The sequence below is a fragment of the Pseudomonas sp. NBB genome (assembly GCF_032701105.1).
GTDB classification, from domain to species: Bacteria; Pseudomonadota; Gammaproteobacteria; order Pseudomonadales; family Pseudomonadaceae; genus Aquipseudomonas; species Aquipseudomonas asiatica.
Genome location: NZ_CP103994.1, coordinates 1,731,888 through 1,749,000 on the forward strand (window position 1 = coordinate 1,731,888; position 17,113 = coordinate 1,749,000).

Consider the following 17,113-nt stretch of genomic DNA (forward strand, 5'->3'; position numbering starts at 1 on the left):
GTACCTGTGGGAGCGGGTTTACCCGCGAAGAGGCCGGCTCAGGCGACAACCCATTCAGTGGGCCTCCCCAGCCTTCAGCCCCTCCGGCAACTTGCGGGTCAACAACACCGCCACCATGCTCACCGCCAACCCGATCCCCACAAAGTGGAACGCATCGTTATAGGCCATGATCAACGCCTGCTGGTGAGTGATCTCGCTCAACTTGCCCAGCGCCGCATTGTCATTGCCCAGCCGCTCCGCCAGTTGCGCCAACCGTTCCGCCACCTGCGGGTTGCTCGGCACCACTGCCTCCCTCAGGTAATCGAAATACACCTTGGTCCGTGCATCCAGCAGGGTGGCCAGCAGCGCAATGCCGATCGCACCGCCCAGGTTACGCAGGATATTGAACAGGCTCGACGCCGAACCCGCATCCTGCGGCTGTATATACGCCGTGGCGATCAGCGAAATGGTCACCATGATCATTGGCTGGCCGATGGCACGGATGATCTGGATATGGTTGAACTGCGACCCTGCAAAATCCGGGTTGAGCACCCCCGAGCCGAAACTGGCGGCGCCGAACAGGCAGAACCCCAGGGCACACAACACCTTGGGCGACACCACTTTCATCAGTTGCGGCACCAATGGGATCAGGAACAGCTGCGGGATACCCATCCACATGATCACCTCGCCGATCTGCAAGGCGTTGTAGCCCTGCACCTGCGCCAGGTACAGCGGCAGCAGGTAGATCGACCCGTACAAGCCCACCCCCATGCCAAGGCTGGCGATGCTCGACAGGCCAAAGTTGCGGTTGCCGAGGATGCGCAGGTTGATCAGCGGGTGTGGCTTGGAAAACTGCAGGATGACGAAGGTGATCAGGCTGACCAGGGCGATGCTGCCCAGGCCGACGATCAGCTGCGATTCCAGCCAGTCCTTGCGGTGGCCTTCCTCCAGGAACACCTGCAGGCAGCCAAGCCCCAGGCCCAGGGTGAGGATGCCGGCGTAATCGGTGCTTTTCAGCAGTTCCCAGTGCGCGTCCTTCTTTTCCAGCCCGTACAGCAGGCCGGCGATCATCACCAGGCCCGGTGGGATATTGATGTAGAAAATGTACTCCCAGCCCCAGTTCTCGGTCAGCCAGCCGCCCAAGGTGGGGCCGATGGAGGGGGCGAAGGTGGCGGTCATGGCGAACATGGCCATGCCCTTGGCGCGGTGGTGTTCGGGCAGCTTGATCAGGGTCAGGGTGAAGGCCAGCGGGATCAGCGCACCGCCGGTAAAACCTTGCAGGGCGCGGAACAGGATCATGCTCTCCAGGTTCCAGGCCATCGAACATAACAGCGACGACAACAGGAAGCCGCCGGATACCCACACGGCCAGGCGCCGCGCCGACAGCAGCTGCACCAGCCAGGCGGTGAGCGGGATCATGATGATTTCCGCGACCAGGTAAGAGGTGGAAATCCACGAGCCTTCCTCCAGCGTCGCCGACAGTGCGCCCTGGATGTCCTTGAGCGACGAGTTGGTGATCTGGATGTCCAGCACCGCCATGAAGGCGCCGAGCATCACGCTCATTACCGCGATCCAGTCCCGCCGTGTCGGCTCCGCGGTTGGCCTGAGCAGCTGGTCACCGGCCATTGTGGCCTTCGTCTTCGCTGCGCAGGTCGACGGTGGCGGTCACCGACATGCCAGGGCGGATGCGCCCGTGCAGCGGGTTGTCAGCGCGGAAGGTCAGCTTGACCGGAATACGCTGCACCACCTTGGTGAAGTTGCCGGTGGCGTTGTCGGGCGGTAGCAGGCTGAACTGCGCGCCGGAGGCGGCGAAAAGGCTGTCGACCCGGCCTTCTATCGGTGTGTCGGGGTAGCTGTCGAACAGCAGCTCGGCACGCTGGCCGGGCTGCATGCGGCCGATCTGGGTTTCCTTGAAGTTGGCCTGCACCCAGATGTCTTCGTCCGGCACGATCGACAGCAGGTAGGCACCGGCCTGTACCACCTGGCCATTACGCGCGTTGCGCTGGCCGATACTGCCACTGATCGGTGCGCGGATTTCGCAGCGGGTCAGGTTCAGTTCGGCTTGTGCCAGGTCGGCGCGGGCGTTGGCGATCTGCGCGTCGAGGCGCTTGAGTTCGGCGGTCAATGCGTTGACTTGCTGGCGCTGGCTTTGCAGGTCGGCACGGGCCTTGTCGACCTGCGAGCCGGCGACATGGCTGTCCGCGGACAGGGTGGTGACCCGTTCTTCCGATACGAAACCTGGTTTGCGCAGCTTCTCGGCACGGCTCAGGTCCAGGCGCGAGCGGTCAAATGTAGCCTGGTTGGCCGCCACCTGGGCCTGGCCGGCGGCGATCAGGCTGGCTTGCTGCGTCAGGCGGCTTTGCGCCTGCACCTGCTCAGCTTCGCGGGTGGCCAGGGCGGCGCGGGCGCGTTGCACGGCCAGTTCGAAGTCGGCGGCCTCCAGGCGCACCAGCAGGTCGCCTTTTTTGACGTGCTGGTTGTCCTCGACCCGCACCTCGTCGATGCGTGCGCCCAACTGGCTGGAAATGCGGGTGATCTCGCCCTGTACGTAGGCGTTGTCGGTGCTTTCGTAGAAGCGGCCCTTGAAGTACCAGTGGCCCAGGAAGGCGAGGGCGATGACGGCCACCAAGGTGAAGAAGACCAGCAGGCGGCGTTTGAGTTGGGCAGGCATGAGGACTATCGTTCCAGAAATGTAAATAAATTTAACAGCGGCACATGGCCAGTCGACAAGTGACGTTCGCGCCATTGCTGGAGCCCGGTGCCTGCCTCCTGCTAACATCCCGCCTTTGTTTCATCTTTCGTTCGAGACTCTCCATGACCACCGTACGCACGCGTATCGCGCCATCGCCTACCGGCGACCCCCATGTCGGCACTGCCTACATCGCCCTGTTCAACTACTGCTTTGCCAAGCAGCACGGCGGTGAGTTCATCCTGCGCATCGAAGACACCGACCAGCTGCGCTCCACGCGCGAGTCGGAGCAGCAGATCTTCGATGCCCTGCGCTGGCTCGGCATCGAATGGAACGAAGGTCCGGACGTCGGCGGCCCGCACGGCCCTTACCGGCAGAGCGAGCGTGGCGAAATCTACGCCAGGTACGCCAAGGAGCTGGTTGACGCCGGCCATGCCTTCTACTGCTTCTGCACCGCCGAAGAGCTGGAGCAGATGCGCGCCGAGCAGCAAGCCCGTGGCGAAACCCCGCGCTACGACGGCCGCGCGCTGCTGCTGAGCGCCGAGGAAGTGCAGCGCCGCCTGGACGCTGGCGAGCCGCACGTTATCCGCATGAAAGTGCCGAGCGAAGGCGTGTGCGTGGTACCGGACATGCTGCGTGGCGATGTCGAGATCCCGTGGGACCGCATGGACATGCAGGTGCTGATGAAGAACGACGGCCTGCCGACGTACTTCCTGGCCAACGTGGTCGACGACCATCTGATGGGCATCACCCACGTGCTGCGCGGCGAAGAGTGGCTGCCATCGGCACCCAAGCTGATCAAGCTGTACGAATACTTCGGCTGGGAACAGCCCAAGCTGTGCTACATGCCGCTGCTGCGTAACCCGGACAAGTCCAAGCTGTCCAAGCGCAAGAACCCGACCTCGGTGACTTTCTACGAGCGCATGGGCTTCATGCCCGAGGCGATGCTCAACTACCTGGGCCGCATGGGCTGGTCGATGCCAGACGAGCGCGAGAAGTTCTCGCTGGCCGAGATGGTCGAGCACTTCGACCTGTCGCGTATCTCGCTGGGCGGCCCGATCTTCGACATCGAGAAGCTGTCCTGGCTGAACGGCCAGTGGCTGCGCGAACTGCCGGTCGAGGAGTTCGCCGCGCGCCTGCAGAAGTGGGCGTTCAACAGCGACTACATGATGAAGATCGCCCCACACGTGCAAGGCCGGGTGGAAACCTTCAGCCAGGTTGCCCCGCTGGGCGGGTTCTTCTTCGAAGGCGCGCTGAAGCTGGACGTCAAGCTGTTCGAAAGCAAGAAGCTGTCGGCCGACCAGGTACGCCAGGTGATCCAGCTGATCCTGTGGAAGCTCGAAAGCCTGCGTCAGTGGGAAAAAGAGCGCATCACCGGTTGCATCCAGGCGGTGGTCGAGGCGCTGGAGCTGAAGCTGCGTGATGCCATGCCGCTGATGTTTGCCGCCATTACCGGCCAGGCCAGCTCGGTTTCGGTACTGGACGCGATGGAAATCCTTGGCCCGGACCTGACCCGCTACCGCCTGCGCCAGGCCCTGGACCTGCTGGGTGGTGTGTCGAAGAAAGAAAACAAAGAGTGGGAAAAGCTGCTGGCCTCTATCGCCTGACAGTGGTCCCGAGGCCACAAGCCGAACTTGTGGGAGCGGGTTCACCCGCGAATACGATGGTGCGTTTTCCGTCGCATTCGCGGGTAAACCCGCTCCCACAGGGCTCACTGTTCGGTTTTGGCAAGGGGAGGGCGGTAAGTGATTGTTATCTGTGAAAAATTTTTTGAATATTTTGAAAAATTCGTTTGACAGCCCTGCAATCCGATCTTAATATGCGCCCCGTCCACAGCGATGAACGAAAACGAAACGCCAGGCACCCAGCCAGCGCTTCGGTTCAAAGCGACATTGTGGGGCTATAGCTCAGCTGGGAGAGCGCCTGCATGGCATGCAGGAGGTCAGCGGTTCGATCCCGCTTAGCTCCACCAAATTCCGCCTGGCAGCCAAGGCTGTCGGGCAAGACCGGGTCCAGCAACCGGGTCTTGAAGGTAAGAAGGTTCGTCCCCTTCGTCTAGTGGCCTAGGACACCGCCCTTTCACGGCGGTAACAGGGGTTCGAGTCCCCTAGGGGACGCCAGTTTTGCACAAGCGATGTTTCAGAATGTCGCTGGGCCGAGAGGCTAGAAATCCGGGGCTATAGCTCAGCTGGGAGAGCGCCTGCATGGCATGCAGGAGGTCAGCGGTTCGATCCCGCTTAGCTCCACCAATTTGCCGCGGTTCGCGAAAGCGGATCGGCACGAAGGTTACGTCCCCTTCGTCTAGTGGCCTAGGACACCGCCCTTTCACGGCGGTAACAGGGGTTCGAGTCCCCTAGGGGACGCCACTTTTCCTGCGTTTTGCAGGGCTTTAAAGGCTCGTCGATTACTGATGAGCCTTTTGTTTCGGGGCTATAGCTCAGCTGGGAGAGCGCCTGCATGGCATGCAGGAGGTCAGCGGTTCGATCCCGCTTAGCTCCACCATTTCTGCCGCGGTTCGCGTAAGCGGATCGGCACGAAGGTTACGTCCCCTTCGTCTAGTGGCCTAGGACACCGCCCTTTCACGGCGGTAACAGGGGTTCGAGTCCCCTAGGGGACGCCACGTTTACCCGCGTTTTGCGGGACTTTGAAGGCTCATTCGATTATTGAATGGGCCTTTTGTTTTTCTCCCCTAATCAAAATTTCGCGACCGACAGGCGGCTACAGATTCTGCTTGCCAAAAAATATTATGCGAATAATATTTCGATCATCATATTTTGATCGGCGAGTGGCCTGATGAGCGACAAGAAGAGCAGAACCCGCGAGCGCATTCTCGAGGCGGCGCGAAGTGCGTTGATCCAGCACGGCCCGGCCGAGCCCAGCGTCAGCCAGGTCATGGGTGCGGCAGGTCTGACCGTCGGTGGTTTCTACGCCCACTTCGACAGCAAGGACGAGTTGATGCTCGAAGCGTTCCGCCAGTTGCTGGGCGAGCGCCGCGCCTTGCTCGCACAGATCGACCCCAGCCTCGATGGTGCCGGGCGGCGGGCGTTGGCCAGTGCTTTCTATCTGTCGCGCAAGCACCGTGATGCCGAAGTGCATGCCTGCCCGCTGCCCAATTCGCTGGGCGAGATGCAGCGCCTGCCAGAGGCCTTCCGCGAGGTTCTGGCCGAGCACATCGAGTTGATGGCAGCCGCCATGGTCGACCGCCCCGAGGACGCCGACAAGGCATTGGCCGACCTGGCCCTGATGGTTGGTGGCCTGGCGCTTGCCCGTGCCCTGGGCACCAGCGAACTGTCCGATCGTATTCTGCGCGCCGCCAAATCGGCGGTGCTTTGAGCCTGGAGCATGGCGATGACTACCCTGAGCTGGATTCGTGGTGTCAATGGAACCTTGGGCCGCCTGGCCCCCGAGCATGTCGCGGGCAGGATGCGCCGTGCCTTCATGACCCCTCGCAACCTGCCGCCACGGGATTGGGAGTTGCCCGTGCTGGCCAGCGCCGAGCGCATCACTTTGCGCTTCGGCTTGTCGGCCTTGCGCTGGGGCAAGGGGCCGACCGTGCTGATGATGCACGGCTGGGAGGGGCGCCCGACCCAGTTTGCCGCGTTGATCGAAACCTTGGTGCAGGCGGGGCACACGGTGGTGTCGCTGGAGGGGCCGGGGCATGGCCGTTCGCCTGGCGAACAGGCAAATGTGGTGTTGTTTGCCCGAGCGCTGCTGGAAGCTGCCGCCGAGCTGCCGCCGCTGCGCGCGGTTATTGGCCATTCCATGGGCGGCGCCAGTGTATTGCTGGCCTTGCAGATGGGGCTGCGTACCGAGGCAGCGGTCAGCATCGCTGCCCCGGCGCGGCTATTGGGCGTACTGCGTGGCTTTGCCCATCGTCTGGGGCTGCCGGCGCGGGCGCGGGCTGCATTCATTCGCCAGGTGGAGCGGGATGTGGGCATGCAGATTGCGCGGCTGGATGTGACGGGTTACCAGTTGGAGTTGCCCGGGCTGGTGGCGCATGCCGCCGATGATGCCTTGGTCGCAGCCGATGAGGCCCGGGTTATCCACAAGGCCTGGTTCGATAGCCGCCTGATGCTGCTTGAGGCGGGTGGACACCAGCGCGTGCTGTCCGACCCGCGCCTGAGTGAAGCGGTGCTGGAGCTGCTGGCCCGGGCTGGCGCGGTGCCTGTAGGAGCGGCCTTGTGTCGCGATGGGCTGCGCAGCAGCCCCGGCAATCTGTGTCGGGACTGAGATTTTTGGGGCCGCTGCGCGCCCCATCGCGACACAAGGCCGCTCCTACAGGGACCGCGTAGCCCCGCAGGCAAGTGCAGAAGGGCTGGACTTTCCCTGGGCGGTCCCTGCTAAATCCACTTTTGCTCCAAGGAAGCGAACATGAGCTGGGACCTGGCAACACCTTTCGTCATCGACCTGCGCGTCGGCAACGAGGATATCGACGGCCTCGGCCACGCCAACAACGCGGTCTACGTTACCTGGCTGGAGCGCTGCGCCTGGCGCCACTCCCAACGCCTGGGCCTGGACCTGGCCGAATATCGCCGACTGGACCGGGCCATGGCCGTGGTGCGCCACGAAATCGACTACCTGGCCGCTGCCTACGAGGATGACGAGTTGCAACTGGCCACCTGGATCATCAACTGGGACCAGCGCCTGCGCATGACCCGGCGCTTCCAGCTCAAGCGCCCGCGCGACGGCGTGACTTTGCTGCGCGCCCAGACCACCTTTGCCTGCATCGAGCTGTCCAGCGGCAAGCCCAAGCGCATGCCGGCGGAGTTCCTCGACGGTTACGGCCCGGCGCTGATCGGCGCCTGAAACACCGGCAATTTTTGTTAGACTGCCGGCTTTTTCCGCCGAGAACCTGACATGCAAATTGCCCTGGCCCCCATGGAGGGGCTGGTCGACAAAATCCTGCGCGACGTGCTGACCCGCGTGGGCGGTATCGACTGGTGCGTCACCGAGTTCATTCGCGTGTGCGACCGCCTGCTGCCGCCTTCCTCGTTCGACAAGCTGGCGCCCGAGTTGCGCAATGGCGCACGGACCGCTGCAGGGGTACCAATGCGCGTGCAGTTGTTGGGTTCGGACCCTGTGTGCCTGGCGGAAAACGCCGCGCTGGCCTGCCAGTTGGGCGCGCCGGTGATAGACCTGAACTTTGGTTGCCCGGCCAAGACCGTGAACAAGTCGCGCGGTGGAGCGGTGCTGCTCAAGGAGCCGGAGCTGCTGCACGCCATTGTGCGTGAAGTGCGCCGTGCCGTGCCCGCACATATCCCGGTCACCTCGAAGATGCGCCTGGGTTTCGACAGCCCCGATGGCGCGCTGGAGTGTGCCACGGCGCTGGCCGAAGGTGGTTCGGCGCACCTGGTGGTGCATGCGCGGACGAAGGTCGAGGGCTACAAGCCCCCGGCCCACTGGGAGTGGGTGGCGCGGGTGCAGGATGTGGTCAAGGTGCCAGTGTTCGCCAACGGCGAGATCTGGACCGTGGACGACTGGCGGCGCTGTCGTGAGGTCAGTGGCGCCGAAGATATCATGCTGGGTCGTGGGCTGGTTTCGCGCCCCGATCTTGGGCTGCAGATTGCCGCGGCGCGTGACGGGCGGGAGTACCAGCCGATGAGCTGGGACGACCTGCTGCCGTTGCTTCGCGAGTTCTGGCGTCAGGCCCAGGCCAAGTTGTCGCCGCGCTATGCACCCGGGCGGATGAAGCAGTGGCTGGCGATGCTGACCCGCAGTTATCCCGAAGCGGTTGTGCTGTTTGCCGAATTGCGGCGGGAGGATGACTGTGCGCGGATCAGCAGGTTGCTGGGGGGTGAGGCGGTTTCCCTGGAGGCTTGTGTTGCCTGATCCGGCCCTTTCGCGGGTAAACCCGCTCCCACAGGTTCGGCGCAGGTTTTGGAATGTGTGAGCTCCCTGTGGGAGCGGGTTTACCCGCGAAGAGGGGGACTGTCAGTTTTTTTGTGTTCGGGCCGGTAATGGCCTGCCGCCAGGCAGGCCCTGATTTTCACCAGGTTGGCCTGATGAACCGATCTCCGTACAGAATCGCAAATTGATTCATCGCGCTTTTCCAATCATGGGCCGGTTTTCCCCAATTGGCTGTTATGTTGCGCAATCCCAGCCAAATCAGTTTGGTCGCTGCGTCATCATTCGGGAAATGCCCGCGAGTCTTGATGACCTTGCGTAGTTGGGCGTTGATGCTCTCGATGGCGTTGGTAGTGTAAATCACCTTCCTGATGGCCGGAGGGAAGACGAAAAATGGAATCACTCGATCCCAGGCGCGTCTCCAGGCAGCCACCACCGTTGGATATTTCTCGCCCCACGGCCCGCTTTCAAATTCATCGAGTGCTTGCTCAGCCGCTTCAGCATTGATGGCTTGGTAAATCGGCTTCAGCTCCTTGGCCAGAGCCCGCCGCTTGTCCCAGGCCGCGAAGTCGAGGCTGTTGCGGATCAGGTGCACGATGCACGTCTGCAGCGTCGTCTCTGGAAACACGGCGCTGAGGGCCTCTGGCATGCCTTTGAGACCATCGGTCACGGCAATCAGCACATCTTCGACACCACGCGTCTTGAGATCGTTAAAGACCTTCATCCAGAACTTCGCACCCTCGGTGTTCTCGATCCAGATGCCCAAGATATCGCGCGTCCCGTCGGGTAGAACGCCCAGTGCCAGGTAAATGGCCTTGTTGCGCACCAGGCCTTCTTCGCGAATCTTCACCCGCAGCGCATCGAAGAAAATGACCGGGTACATCGGCTCCAGTGGTCGCTGTTGCCACGCGCCAATCTCCTCCATGACCTCATCTGTCACAGAGCTGATGAAATCGGGCGAAACGTCGGTTCCATACTGCTCGGACAGAAAGGCTCGGATCTCTCTGACCGTCATGCCTCGGGCGTACATGGCGATGATCTTGTCATCGAAGCCGGTGTACCGCCGCTCGTGCTTAGGGATCAGAATGGGTGCAAAGCTGCCGTCTCGATCTCGGGGAATTTCCAAACGAAGAGGGCCATCGCCGGTCAAAACCGTCTTGCCACTCTTACCGTTACGCTGGTTGGTTTCATCCTCTGGGCGCTGCGCGCCCGGCGGATAACCCAGGTGGTGGCCGAGCTCGGCATGCAGAGCTCGCTCAATCAGGGCCTTTTTGAACGCCGCAGAGGCATCCTCGATAGCTTCTGCGGTCATCAAACCCTCACCGAACTGCTCCAGCAGCTCTTTGGGGATTTTGGGCAGGTCACGCAGGGGTTTCTTTTTGGTTGGCATACATGCACCTCTTACTCATGTTATGCCCGAACACAAAATTTCTGACACCCTCCGAAGAGGCCGTCAAGCCCAACGCAGGAATCCAGATTTTTTCTGCTCCCCCCTTGAAAGCATTTCCCCCGGCCATATCTCTTGAGTACGCGATGCCGAAGTCGGGTCGCGTAATGACTTACTTGCTGAATCTCAGGAGTTCATGACCATGACTACCGCTTTCTCTCTCGCTCCACTGTTCCGCCATTCCGTTGGTTTCGACCGTTTCAACGACCTGTTCGAATCCGCGGCACGTAACGAGGCCGGTAGCAGCTACCCGCCCTACAATGTGGAAAAGCATGGCGATGACCACTACCGTATCGTGGTTGCTGCAGCCGGTTTCCAGGAAGAGGACCTCGACCTGCAGGTTGAAAAAGGTGTCCTGACCGTGACCGGTGGCAAGCGCGACAATGGCCCTGCTGAAGTGACCTACCTGCATCAGGGTATCGCGCAACGCGCCTTCAAGCTGTCGTTCCGCCTGGCCGACCATATCGAAGTCAAGGCCGCCGGCCTGGCCAATGGCCTGCTCAGCATCGACCTGCTGCGCATCGTGCCTGAAGAGGCCAAGGCCAAGCGCATTCCGATCAACGGCGACAAGCCAGCGCTGAACTGATCGTGTAGATGTGAAAAAGGGCACCCCCAGGGGTGCCCTTTTTATTGTGATCGCCTGAAGGCCGCTCCCACAGGAATCGCATCTGCATCGGTTTCAGTAATCTGCCGGCGCTTCCAGCAACATCTGCCGGAATTCCGGCAACGGCAGCGGTCGGCTGTGCAAGTACCCCTGGTACAGGTGGCACCCCAGCCGTTCAAGGAACTCCAGCTGTTCGGTCAGCTCCACCCCTTCGGCAATCACCGTCAGATCCAGGCTGCGAGCCATGGCGACGATGGCGCGGACGATTTCGGCGTCGTTGGGGTCTTCCGGCGCATCGCGCACGAAGGTCTGGTCGATCTTCAGCGCATCCACTGGCAGGCGTTTCAGGTAGGTCAGCGAGGAATAACCGGTGCCGAAGTCATCCATGGCAAAGCTCACCCCGTAGCGCTTCAGCTCGCGCATCTTGCTGATGGTGTCCTCCAAGTTCTGGATGACGATGCCTTCGGTAATTTCCAGCGTCAGCATTCGCCGTGGCAGGCGGTAATCGTCCAGGCTGCGCAGCACCCGCCCGACAAAGTCGTTCTGGCGGAACTGCCGTGGGCTGATGTTCACGCACAAGCTGAAATCATCGGCGTCGATCAGCCCGTCGCCGAGCATGCGCGCGCAGGCATCACAAGCTTCGTCGAGGATCCAGCTGCCAACCTCCAGGATCAGGCCGCTTTCTTCCAGCACCTGAATGAATTGCGCCGGTGGTTGCTGACCCAGTTGCGGATGATGCCAGCGCAGCAGCACCTCGGCACCGACGATGCGGTTGTCGCGCGCATCCACCTGCGGCTGGAAGTGCAGCGCCAACTCGCCGCGGGCCAAGGCCAGGCGCAGGTCGTTCTCCATGCGCAGGCGCTCGCTGGCAGCTTTCTGCATGGTGGTATGAAACAGCTGGGTGGTGTTGCGCCCGGAATCCTTGGCACGGTACAGGGCGATATCGGCACGCTTGAGCAGGTCGGCCGGGGTGGCGCCGTGGTCAGGGATCAGCGCCACGCCGATGCTGGGTGTTACCTGCAGGCGCTGGCCATCTAGCGACATCGGCTCGGCCAGCAGTTCGCGCAGGGTATCGGCCAGCCCGCGGACTTTCTCTTCGACCAGCTCGCGGCTGCCTTCCAGGCCGCTGAGCAATACCACGAACTCATCGCCACCCAGGCGCGCCACGGTGTCTTCCAGGCGCACACTGGCTTCCAGCCGCGCTGTGATGATCTTCAGCACCGTGTCGCCCACCGGGTGGCCCAGCGAGTCGTTGATGTGCTTGAAGTGGTCGAGGTCGAGGAACAGCAGGGCGCCGCGCAGGTTGTGGCGCCTGAGCAGGGCGATCTGCTGGCTCAGGCGGTCCATCAGCAGGGCGCGGTTGGGCAGGTTGGTCAGCGGGTCGTGGTAGGCCAGGTGGCGAATCTGTGCCTGGGCGTTTTTCAGCTGGCTGACATCGCGGGCGGTCACCAGCAGGCAGTCCACCTCATTGAGGGTGATCGGCTCCACCGACACTTCCACGGTGAGGATGTCGCCGCGCTTGTTGCGCCCGAGCATCTCGCGATGATGCACCCGGCCACGCTCGCGCAACTCGGCCAGCAGGGCGCTGCGCTGCTTGTCGTCGGCCCAGATGCCGATCTCGTACACCGTGCGGCCGACCACGTCGGCGGCGTTGTAGCCGGTCAGGCGGCAGAAACCGTCGTTGATTTCCAGGTAGCGACCGCTGTAGCGTTCGGTGATGGTGATGGCGTCAGGGCTGGAGTGGAAGGCCTTGGCAAACTTCTCCTCGCTGGACTTCAGCGCCGCCTCGGCGCGCTGCTGCTGGGTGATGTCACGCAGGGTGGTAACACTGCAAGGCTGGTCATCGACGGTGATCAGGCGGCTGGAAATCACGCAGGTCAGCGGTGCCCCATTGCGGTGGTTGACCACTACGGCGACGTTGCTAAGGGCCTGTTCGCGGATTACCCGCTCTATGCGTTGCGCGCGCTCGATGGACTCCGCCCACAGGCCGATTTCCTCGGCGGTGCGGCCGATCACCTGCTCGGTGCTCCAGCCGAAGGTCTGGGTGAACGCCGGATTGATCTCGATGAACTGCCCGGTGTCCTGGCGGGTGACACAGATTGGGTCGGGGCTTACCTGGAACAGGCTGGCGAACTTCTCTTCCGAAGCGCTCAGGCGCTGTTCGCGCTCCACCTGGTCGGTGATGTCGAGCAAAGTGCCAGCCATGCGCAGCGGGTTGCCCTGCTCGTCGCGGTACAGCCGGGCGCGGCTTTCGATGTAGCGCGAAATGCCTTTTTCCAGCTGTACCCGGTAGGTGATCTGGTAGTTGCCGGCAGGTCCTTCGCGCAGGCTACGGTAGGCCTGGCGCATCGAATTGCGCTCTTGCTCCGGGACCCCTTCGAAAAACGCGTCGAACGATTCGTGAAACGGGATGGGCGGCAGGCCGTGCAGCTGTGCGGCGCGCGCCGAACCGTACAGCATGCCGCTGGGAATATGCCAGTCCCAGGTGCCCAGCTGTGCCGAATCCAGGGCCAGGTCCAGGCGCTCCTGGCTGTCCTTCAAGGCCTGCTCGGCACGCTTGCGCTCGGTGGTATCGATAAAGGTGCTGAGCAGGAAGGTCCCGCCCTCCAGTTCGATGCCCTGGGTACAGAGGATGCCGTCATGCACCTTGCCGCTGGTAGCGCGGAACTGTACTTCCATTATCAAAGGCCCAGTGTTGCCACGGGTCGACTCCAGCAACTGGTGGCGCTGTTCGGGGTTTGCCCACAGGCCAAGCTCCAGGCTGGTCTTGCCGATCACCTGGCTGCCGGGCCAGCCGAACATGTCTTCGAAGTGCTGGTTGACCTCGAAGATCATGCCGTCGTGGCGTCGGGTGAGCAAAATGGCATTGGGGCTGAGGTGGAACAGGGTAGCGAAGCGTTTTTCCGAATTGATCAACGCCGTTTCCCGCTCGCGCTGGCGGGTGATTTCACGGATCACCCCGATCATCTGCGGCCGGCCGTTCGGGTCGTGGGTCAGGCTGCCGTTGATCTCCAGCCAGTGCAGGCTGCCGTCCGGCCAGCGGATACGGTGGCGCATGGCCTGTTCCACCGGTTCGCCGTTGAACACTGCCTGGAACACCTGGCGTGTGCGCGCACGGTCTTCCTCCGGCAGCAGGTCGAGGTAGTCGATATCCGCGGGGAGCGGGCGCTGCGGGTCGAAGCCGAACAGGGCCTGGGTGCCCCGTGACCAGCTCACCCGGCCGCTGTCGATATCCCATAGCCAGGCACCCAGCCGCGCGCCGTTGAGTGCGGCCAGCAACTGTGGGGCGTTCTGCCAGGCCTGTTCCGACTCCTGAGGGTCGGCCGCTGGTATGCGCGGCAGGCGCAAAAAGCGATTCGCTGATTTGGGCATCGGTACCAGACCTTTGGCGTATGACGCGTCCTTGGAGGTGGCAATACCGGGCTGACGACCGGTCAAGCGGGCCCCGCGTGGCTGTCGAGCAGGGCCATGAATGCCCTGGCCGCGTTCGAAAGCGTACGCTCCGTGTGCAAAATGTAGCCTAGCTGGCGAGACAGCTGTATGCCCGGCAATGCGATGGGTGCAACCTGTTCGTCGAGCATGGTGCGCGGCAGCACGCTCCAGGCCAGGCCGATGGACACCATCATTTTGATGGTTTCCAGATAGTTGGTACTCATGGCGATGTTCGGCGTCAGGCCCTGGCTTTCGAATAGGCGCTGAACAATGTGGTGGGTAAAAGTGTTGCCGCCGGGGAACACGGCCGGGTGGCGGGCGACGTCGGCCAGGCTGACCGCTTGGTTGTTGGCCAGCGGGTGCTCGGGAGCGGCGACGAAGTCCAGGGCGTCGTCCCATACCGGCACGGCCTTGACCAAGTGGTGCGGCTCGGGTGCCAAGGTGATAACGGCAATCTCCGCGCGGCCATGGAGGATTTCGTCGTAGGCCGCTTCCGAATCCATGAACTGAATATCCAGCGCCACTGCAGGGTATTCCCGGGTGAAGGCCCGCAGCAGCGGGGGAAGGCGGTGCAAGCCGATATGGTGGCTGGTGGCAAGGGTCAGCCGACCACTCACTTCCCCGGTCAAATTGGTCAGCGCGCGCCGGGTATCATCGAGGACGTTGAGGATCTGGTAGGCGCGGGGAAGCAGGGCGCGGCCCGCCTCGGTCAGGGTCACCTCGCGGCCCAGCCGGTCGAACAGGCGCACATCCAGTTGCTGTTCCAGTCCGGCGATGCGTTTGCTGACGGCCGGTTGAGTCAGGAACAGGCGGTCGGCCGCCCCGGAAAAACTACCGGTTTCGGCAATCGCGATGAAGGCGCTAAGGTTGGCCAGATCCATGGGGTCGCATTCCTGTTGGTTATCCAAAGCATAAAAATTATGAATTTGAGTTATTCAATCTAACCCCCTAGCATCGACCGCACAAGCCAAGGGGTCTTTGGCATAGAAAGACGCTGATGAGGAACAGTCTGATGGCTGGCAAAACGCTCTACGACAAACTCTGGGAAGCCCATGAGGTCAAGCGCCGTGATGACGGCTCGTCCTTGATCTACATCGACCGTCACATCATCCACGAAGTGACGTCGCCCCAGGCCTTCGAAGGCCTGCGCCTGGCCAACCGCAAACCTTGGCGCATCGACGCCAACATCGCCACGCCTGACCACAACGTGCCGACCACGCCAGAGCGCAAGGGCGGTATCGAGGCCATCGTCGACCAGGTGTCGCGCCTGCAGGTGCAGACCCTCGACGAGAACTGTGACGAATACGGCATCGTCGAATTCAAGATGAATGACGAGCGTCAAGGCATCGTCCACGTCATCAGCCCGGAGCAGGGTGCCACCTTGCCTGGCATGACTGTGGTCTGCGGTGACTCGCACACCTCTACCCACGGCGCCTTCGGTGCCCTGGCCCACGGCATCGGCACCTCCGAAGTGGAGCACGTGCTCGCTACCCAGTGCCTGGTCGCCAAGAAGATGAAGAACATGCTGGTGCGCGTGGAAGGCCAGTTGCCTGCCGGCGTAACCGCCAAGGACATCGTCCTGGCCGTGATCGGCAAGATCGGTACCGCCGGTGGTAACGGCCACGCCATGGAATTTGCTGGCAGCGCCATCCGCGAATTGTCGATGGAAGGCCGCATGACCATCTGCAACATGTCCATCGAAGCCGGTGCCCGCGTAGGCCTGGTGGCGGTGGACGACACCACTGTTGCCTATGTCGAAGGCCGCCCGTACGCGCCGAAGGGCGAGCAGTGGAAGCAGGCGGTCGAAGCCTGGAAAGGCCTGGTCTCCGACGCTGACGCGGTGTTCGACACCGTGGTCGAGCTCGACGCTGCGCAAATCAAGCCGCAGGTCAGCTGGGGCACTTCGCCGGAGATGGTCCTCGCTGTCGACCAGCGCGTGCCGGACCCGGCTGCCGAGCCTGACCTGATCAAACGTGGTTCGATCGAGCGTGCCCTCAAGTACATGGGCCTCGCCGCCAACCAGGCGATCACCGATATCAAGCTCGACCGCGTCTTCATCGGTTCGTGCACCAACTCGCGTATCGAAGACCTGCGCGCTGCCGCCGAAATCGCCAAGGGCCGCAAAGTCGCTGCCAACGTCAAGCAGGCGCTGGTGGTGCCGGGCTCGGGCCTGGTCAAGGCCCAGGCCGAGCGCGAAGGCCTGGACAAGATCTTCCTCGAGGCCGGTTTCGAATGGCGTGAGCCAGGCTGCTCGATGTGCCTGGCGATGAACCCGGACCGCCTGGAGAGCGGCGAGCACTGCGCGTCCACCTCCAACCGCAACTTCGAAGGCCGTCAGGGTGCCGGTGGCCGTACCCACCTGGTCAGCCCGGCCATGGCCGCCGCCGCCGCGGTGACCGGCCACTTCATCGATGTCCGCGAGTTGATCCAAGGGAGCGCAGCATGAAAGCCTTTACCCAGCACACTGGCCTCGTCGCACCGTTGGACCGTGCCAACGTCGACACCGACCAGATCATCCCCAAGCAGTTTTTGAAGTCGATCAAGCGCACCGGCTTCGGCCCCAACCTGTTCGACGAGTGGCGTTACCTGGATGTGGGCCAGCCTTACCAGGACAACAGCAAGCGCCCGCTGAACAAGGAGTTCGTGCTCAACCACGAACGCTACCAGGGTGCCAGCGTGTTGCTGGCGCGCGAGAACTTCGGTTGCGGCTCCAGCCGTGAGCACGCCCCATGGGCGCTGGACGAGTACGGCTTCCGCAGCGTGATCGCGCCGAGCTTTGCCGACATCTTCTTCAACAACAGCTTCAAGAACGGCTTGCTGCCGATCATCCTCAGCGACGAGGAAGTCGACGAGTTGTTCAAGCAGGTCGAAGCCATCCCGGGCTATCAGCTGACCATCGACCTGCAGGCGCAGGCGGTGACCCGTCCGGATGGCAAGGTGCTGCACTTCGAGATCGATGCGTTCCGCAAGCACTGCCTGCTCAACGGCCTGGACGACATCGGCCTGACCCTGCAGGACAGCGATGCGATCAAGGCCTTCGAGGGCAAGCATCGCGCCGGGCAGCCTTGGCTGTTCCGTGATGCCTGAAGTTTGCAGGTGACAGTACCGGCCTCTTCGC

The 17,113-nt window shown here is 62.5% G+C and carries 13 protein-coding genes and 6 tRNA genes; 14 read left to right on the forward strand and 5 right to left on the reverse strand.

All coding sequences use genetic code 11. The features are described from left to right. Positions 1-54 precede the first annotated feature (54 nt). Together NY023_RS08110 and NY023_RS08115 are read right to left on the reverse strand one after the other, a co-directional pair. On the reverse strand, positions 55-1,605 hold the full coding sequence (locus NY023_RS08110; protein ID WP_024086525.1) for an MDR family MFS transporter: 1,551 nt from the start codon (positions 1,603-1,605) through the stop codon (positions 55-57). Beyond that, positions 1,595-2,650, reverse strand: coding sequence for an HlyD family secretion protein (locus NY023_RS08115; RefSeq protein ID WP_013971592.1), 1,056 nt, complete (start codon positions 2,648-2,650; stop codon positions 1,595-1,597). The genes NY023_RS08110 and NY023_RS08115 overlap by 11 nt, the downstream gene beginning before the upstream one ends. A 143-nt stretch (positions 2,651-2,793) precedes the next feature. Here NY023_RS08115 and gltX point away from each other — a divergent pair, with 143 nt between their 5' ends. The 11 genes from gltX (at position 2,794) to NY023_RS08170 (ending at position 8,497) form a co-directional block, all read left to right on the forward strand. Next, on the forward strand, positions 2,794-4,275 hold the full coding sequence (gene gltX, locus NY023_RS08120; protein WP_013971593.1) for a glutamate--tRNA ligase: 1,482 nt from the start codon (positions 2,794-2,796) through the stop codon (positions 4,273-4,275). Between the two features lie 289 nt (positions 4,276-4,564). Continuing rightward, a tRNA-Ala gene (locus tag NY023_RS08125) sits at positions 4,565-4,640 on the forward strand. A gap of 72 nt (positions 4,641-4,712) precedes the next feature. Beyond that, positions 4,713-4,788: transfer RNA gene (locus tag NY023_RS08130), tRNA-Glu, on the forward strand. A 53-nt stretch (positions 4,789-4,841) separates the two neighbouring features. Beyond that, a tRNA-Ala gene (locus tag NY023_RS08135) sits at positions 4,842-4,917 on the forward strand. Positions 4,918-4,958: 41 nt separating this feature from the next. Beyond that, positions 4,959-5,034: transfer RNA gene (locus tag NY023_RS08140), tRNA-Glu, on the forward strand. A gap of 60 nt (positions 5,035-5,094) precedes the next feature. Then, positions 5,095-5,170: transfer RNA gene (locus NY023_RS08145), tRNA-Ala, on the forward strand. Positions 5,171-5,212: 42 nt separating this feature from the next. Further along, positions 5,213-5,288, forward strand: a tRNA-Glu gene (locus NY023_RS08150). A 173-nt stretch (positions 5,289-5,461) separates the two neighbouring features. Beyond that, a complete protein-coding gene (locus NY023_RS08155) occupies positions 5,462-6,001 on the forward strand; it encodes a TetR/AcrR family transcriptional regulator (protein WP_013971594.1) in 540 nt (179 codons plus the stop codon). 15 nt (positions 6,002-6,016) lie between these two features. After that, positions 6,017-6,898 carry an alpha/beta hydrolase gene (locus tag NY023_RS08160; RefSeq protein WP_044046922.1) on the forward strand — a complete coding sequence of 294 codons (882 nt, stop codon included), beginning with the start codon at positions 6,017-6,019 and terminating at the stop codon, positions 6,896-6,898. Between the two features lie 141 nt (positions 6,899-7,039). After that, positions 7,040-7,474 (forward strand): acyl-CoA thioesterase, encoded by a 435-nt coding sequence (locus tag NY023_RS08165; RefSeq protein ID WP_013971596.1) that lies wholly within the window; start codon positions 7,040-7,042, stop codon positions 7,472-7,474. 51 nt (positions 7,475-7,525) lie between these two features. After that, positions 7,526-8,497 (forward strand): tRNA dihydrouridine synthase, encoded by a 972-nt coding sequence (locus NY023_RS08170; RefSeq protein WP_013971597.1) that lies wholly within the window; start codon positions 7,526-7,528, stop codon positions 8,495-8,497. A 157-nt stretch (positions 8,498-8,654) separates the two neighbouring features. Here the strand turns inward: NY023_RS08170 and NY023_RS08175 are convergent, their stop codons facing one another. Further along, positions 8,655-9,902: an IS256 family transposase gene (locus NY023_RS08175; protein ID WP_013970710.1), complete on the reverse strand. Its 1,248-nt coding sequence runs from the start codon at positions 9,900-9,902 to the stop codon at positions 8,655-8,657. A 199-nt stretch (positions 9,903-10,101) separates the two neighbouring features. Between NY023_RS08175 and NY023_RS08180 the strand changes: the two genes are divergently transcribed. After that, positions 10,102-10,545, forward strand: coding sequence for an Hsp20 family protein (locus tag NY023_RS08180; protein ID WP_003260273.1), 444 nt, complete (start codon positions 10,102-10,104; stop codon positions 10,543-10,545). Between the two features lie 93 nt (positions 10,546-10,638). Here the strand turns inward: NY023_RS08180 and NY023_RS08185 are convergent, their stop codons facing one another. Together NY023_RS08185 and NY023_RS08190 are read right to left on the reverse strand one after the other, a co-directional pair. Continuing rightward, positions 10,639-13,935 carry a PAS domain S-box protein gene (locus NY023_RS08185; RefSeq protein WP_044046923.1) on the reverse strand — a complete coding sequence of 1,099 codons (3,297 nt, stop codon included), beginning with the start codon at positions 13,933-13,935 and terminating at the stop codon, positions 10,639-10,641. 62 nt (positions 13,936-13,997) lie between these two features. Next, entirely contained in the window at positions 13,998-14,876 is an 879-nt protein-coding gene (locus NY023_RS08190) for a LysR family transcriptional regulator (protein WP_003260272.1), read from the reverse strand. A gap of 131 nt (positions 14,877-15,007) precedes the next feature. Between NY023_RS08190 and leuC the strand changes: the two genes are divergently transcribed. Both leuC and leuD read left to right on the forward strand, forming a co-directional pair. Beyond that, positions 15,008-16,441, forward strand: coding sequence for a 3-isopropylmalate dehydratase large subunit (gene leuC, locus NY023_RS08195; RefSeq protein WP_013971600.1), 1,434 nt, complete (start codon positions 15,008-15,010; stop codon positions 16,439-16,441). After that, positions 16,438-17,082 carry a 3-isopropylmalate dehydratase small subunit gene (gene leuD, locus NY023_RS08200; RefSeq protein ID WP_015269431.1) on the forward strand — a complete coding sequence of 215 codons (645 nt, stop codon included), beginning with the start codon at positions 16,438-16,440 and terminating at the stop codon, positions 17,080-17,082. The genes leuC and leuD overlap by 4 nt, the downstream gene beginning before the upstream one ends. The last annotated feature ends 31 nt before the right edge of the window (positions 17,083-17,113 follow it).

Bases quoted from the DNA above. Each gene is read 5' to 3' on its own strand.
- leuD (WP_015269431.1), top strand. From the start codon at position 16,438: ATGAAAGCCTTTACCCAGCACACTGGCCTCGTCGCACCGTTGGACCGT.
- NY023_RS08185 (WP_044046923.1), bottom strand. From the start codon at position 13,935: ATGCCCAAATCAGCGAATCGCTTTTTGCGCCTGCCGCGCATACCAGCG.
- NY023_RS08190 (WP_003260272.1), bottom strand. From the start codon at position 14,876: ATGGATCTGGCCAACCTTAGCGCCTTCATCGCGATTGCCGAAACCGGT.
- leuC (WP_013971600.1), top strand. From the start codon at position 15,008: ATGGCTGGCAAAACGCTCTACGACAAACTCTGGGAAGCCCATGAGGTC.
- NY023_RS08165 (WP_013971596.1), top strand. From the start codon at position 7,040: ATGAGCTGGGACCTGGCAACACCTTTCGTCATCGACCTGCGCGTCGGC.
- NY023_RS08155 (WP_013971594.1), top strand. From the start codon at position 5,462: ATGAGCGACAAGAAGAGCAGAACCCGCGAGCGCATTCTCGAGGCGGCG.
- NY023_RS08175 (WP_013970710.1), bottom strand. From the start codon at position 9,902: ATGCCAACCAAAAAGAAACCCCTGCGTGACCTGCCCAAAATCCCCAAA.
- NY023_RS08160 (WP_044046922.1), top strand. From the start codon at position 6,017: ATGACTACCCTGAGCTGGATTCGTGGTGTCAATGGAACCTTGGGCCGC.
- NY023_RS08170 (WP_013971597.1), top strand. From the start codon at position 7,526: ATGCAAATTGCCCTGGCCCCCATGGAGGGGCTGGTCGACAAAATCCTG.
- NY023_RS08110 (WP_024086525.1), bottom strand. From the start codon at position 1,605: ATGGCCGGTGACCAGCTGCTCAGGCCAACCGCGGAGCCGACACGGCGG.
- gltX (WP_013971593.1), top strand. From the start codon at position 2,794: ATGACCACCGTACGCACGCGTATCGCGCCATCGCCTACCGGCGACCCC.
- NY023_RS08180 (WP_003260273.1), top strand. From the start codon at position 10,102: ATGACTACCGCTTTCTCTCTCGCTCCACTGTTCCGCCATTCCGTTGGT.
- NY023_RS08115 (WP_013971592.1), bottom strand. From the start codon at position 2,650: ATGCCTGCCCAACTCAAACGCCGCCTGCTGGTCTTCTTCACCTTGGTG.